2 protein-coding genes and 1 pseudogene are annotated in these 2,898 nt (G+C 67.2%); 2 read left to right on the top strand and 1 reads right to left on the bottom strand.

What is annotated here, in order from left to right:
- The first annotated feature begins 238 nt into the window (after positions 1–238).
- Positions 239–1,228, top strand: a complete 990-nt coding sequence (locus ABD250_RS00015) for a bile acid:sodium symporter (RefSeq protein ID WP_338404209.1) — start codon at positions 239–241, stop codon at positions 1,226–1,228.
- A 133-nt stretch (positions 1,229–1,361) separates the two neighbouring features.
- On the opposite strand, the gene ABD250_RS00010 is transcribed toward ABD250_RS00015, so the two are convergent.
- Entirely contained in the window at positions 1,362–1,922 is a 561-nt protein-coding gene (locus tag ABD250_RS00010; RefSeq protein WP_179524635.1) for an RBBP9/YdeN family alpha/beta hydrolase, read from the bottom strand.
- A 366-nt stretch (positions 1,923–2,288) separates the two neighbouring features.
- On the opposite strand from ABD250_RS00010, the pseudogene ABD250_RS00005 reads away from it, so the two are divergent.
- Positions 2,289–2,898 (top strand): annotated as a pseudogene (locus ABD250_RS00005) (IS1634 family transposase); the annotation flags it as partial.

Below are 2,898 nucleotides of genomic sequence, written 5' to 3'. Positions count from 1 at the left end.
ACAACTTCACACGAGAGCCCCCGGATCGCATCACGCGACCCGGGGGCTCTCGTCATACCACCCCACCCACGTGCGTGGCAGGCTGCAGGCGAGCTTGCAGGCCTGCGGACGAGGACCGGGCCCGTCTCCGGCTCGGGTGACCGGCGGACCGGAGGGAGTCGGCCTCGGGTTCGGACTGGCTGGCGTGGTCGGGGCCGCCGTGGTCTCGGATCTGGAGGATGAGAGAGGTGCCGACGGGGTGGACAAGCGACTGAATCGGCTCACCCTCGAGCGTCGGCAGGTGTGGATCTATGTCGCGGCCATCGCCGCGGGTCTCGCATCGGGGAGCGCCATCCCGGCGACGGCGTCGATGGCCGAGGTGCTGCTGTGGCCGGTTCTCGCCCTGTTGCTCTATGCCACGTTCCTCCAGGTGCCGGTGCTGCACCTGATCTCCGCCTCGCGCGACCTCCGGTTCTCCGGAGTGGTCCTGTTGGGCAACTTCGTACTCATGCCCCTGATCGTGTGGGCGATGGTGTCTCTCCTTCCCGCCGACCCCGCGATCCGTCTGGGCGTGTTGCTGGTGTTGCTCGTGCCGTGCACCGACTGGTTCATCGCCTTCACCCAGCTCGCCGGCGGGGATGTGCCCCGGGCCGCCGCGGTGACCCCCGTCAACCTTGTTCTACAGCTGCTCCTGCTTCCTCTTTATCTGCTGCTCATGGCGCGGGAGGAGGTCACAGGGTTGATCACGCTCAACGTGGTCGCGCCGGCGCTGCTGATCGTCGCCGTGCCCCTGATCGCGTCGACGCTCACGCAGTGGTGGGTCGATGCCCGCCCGGGGCGTCTTGTGGTGCGTGATCGATGGGCCTGGGCACCGGTTCCGCTGCTCGCTGGTGTCGTGTTTCTCGTCGCCACGGCTCAGGTGGATACCGTGCTCGGTGCGCTGAACGTTCTCCCGGTCGTCGTCCCGGTCTTCGTGGCGTTCCTGCTCGCGGCCGCGCTCACCGCCAAGGCTCTGGCGGTCTCGTTCTCTCTCCCGCCCCGACAGGCCCGGACACTCGCCTTCGGACTCGGGACCCGGAATTCGTTTGTCGTCCTTCCGCTGGCGCTCGCACTGCCTGAGGGGTTCGAGGTGGCGGCAGTGGTGATCGTGGCACAGACCCTGGTCGAGCTCCTCGGCATGATCGCCTTCCTCTGGCTGATTCCGGTGGTCTTCAGGACCGACCAGCGGTCCGCCGACGGGGGACTGTGAGGACCACCGTGTCGACGGGTCCCGGGGCGGCGGATGTGGCCACCGCACCTATCTGCGCTCGGCTGGTGCGAGGGCGGAGCGACGGTTGTCCACGGTGGTGCCGGCACACTCCACCGAGAGCCTGCTGCGTGTGTCACACGATGGCGTCGAGGGCGTGGGGCAGCGTCGTGACTCCGTCGGTCGCGAGGAAGTGGCCCGCTCCCGGGACGACCTGAGCCGACGTGCCGAGAAGACCGGCCAGGCGGTCTGTGAGGTCGACAGGAACATGATCGTCGTCGTCGGAACGCAAGATGGTGAGCGACCCGGCCCTCTCTCGGATCCCGGACAGGTCCACGCCGTCACCGATGAAGTCGTCCAGTTCGGGTAGCCCCGGCAACGGGTCGACGAATCCCGAGACGAGCACGAGACCGCCCACCTCCCACGGTCCCGTCAGGGAGGCGAGGTGGCGCAGAACGGTGAGGCAACCGAGGCTGTGGGCGACCACGATCGTGTCTCTCCCCGGGATACCGAGCTCTTCTGCGGCGGTAGCCGCCCACCGGTCCGGAGATGGGGACGTGGACTCCGGCAAGGCGGGTACTCGTGTGGGGACCCCCGCGTGTTCGAGCTGTTCTGCGAGCCACCCGAACCAATGGTCCGCGGGCGTCGCACCGTACCCGTGGAAGATCACGGCCTGGGTGGTTCTTACCGACGTCATGCCACCGAACGGCAGACCGTGCCGCAAGGGAGGGTGAGTACAGCCCTGGCGGCCTGGGTGTCGTTCCACTCCTCCGCACCGGCTCGCGGCCGGGGATCACCGAGGGGAGTGTCCGACCGTTGCTCGGGTTCAGTCCGAGCGCGGGGCAGTTGCTCACCTGCTCGCGTTGATGCATCAGTGTGCTGCCGGGTTCGGTGTCCGGCGGGCACCGGAGACCGGGCCGTGATGCTCGGACCTGACTTCCACAAGTTGACGCTGTTCTAGGGATCCGGATTCCGGTTTGCACTGGTAGGGCGAGTTCTGCGCTGGCGTTTGTGACACTAAACGGCCCGGTAGGTTGGGCCTGTGGGGCTGAAATTTCGGAAGGTGCCGACGGGTTCGGGGGCCACGGGCGTGCAGTTGGTCGAGTGGGTCAGCGGCCGGCTGGTGGTGCGCGAGCACCTGGGCTCGGCTCACACCCCCGGCGAGTTGGCGGCATTGATCGAGGTCGCCAAGCAGCGCATTCAGGGCGATCAGCAGGCGTTTGACCTGGAGTTGAGCGAGCGCGGCGCCGCGGTGATCGACGTGCCGGCAGCGACAGCCGCGCGGATCCAGCAGTCCACGGCGCGGATCTTGTGGCAAGGATTGACCGGTACGTACTCCAGGCTCGGCTTCGACGTGGTTGGCGATTCAGTGTTCCGCGACCTGGTGCTGTGCCGTGTGGTGGAGCCGACCAGCAAGTTGGACTCGGTTCGGGTCCTGGGCGAATCGGGGACGAAACCACCGCACGTCAACACGCTCTACAACTGTCTACAGCGAGTGGTCGGCCGGGACTACCGCGCGCTGATCGCCACCGCCTGCTGGGCCCACGTCAACCGCGCCGGGGGCCCCGGTGTGGCGTTGGTGCTCTACGACTTGACCACGTTGTATTTCGAGGCAGAAAAAGAAGATGACCTGCGCAAAGTCGGTATGAGTAAAGAGCGCAAGGTCGACCCGC

The sequence above is a fragment of the Dietzia cercidiphylli genome (assembly GCF_039531545.1).
GTDB classification, from domain to species: domain Bacteria; phylum Actinomycetota; class Actinomycetes; order Mycobacteriales; family Mycobacteriaceae; genus Dietzia; species Dietzia natronolimnaea.
This window is presented reverse-complemented; position numbering and strand designations above follow the sequence as displayed.

Excerpts from the sequence above, each read along its gene's own strand:
- ABD250_RS00010 (WP_179524635.1), bottom strand. The coding sequence starts at position 1,922 with ATGACGTCGGTAAGAACCACCCAGGCCGTGATCTTCCACGGGTACGGT.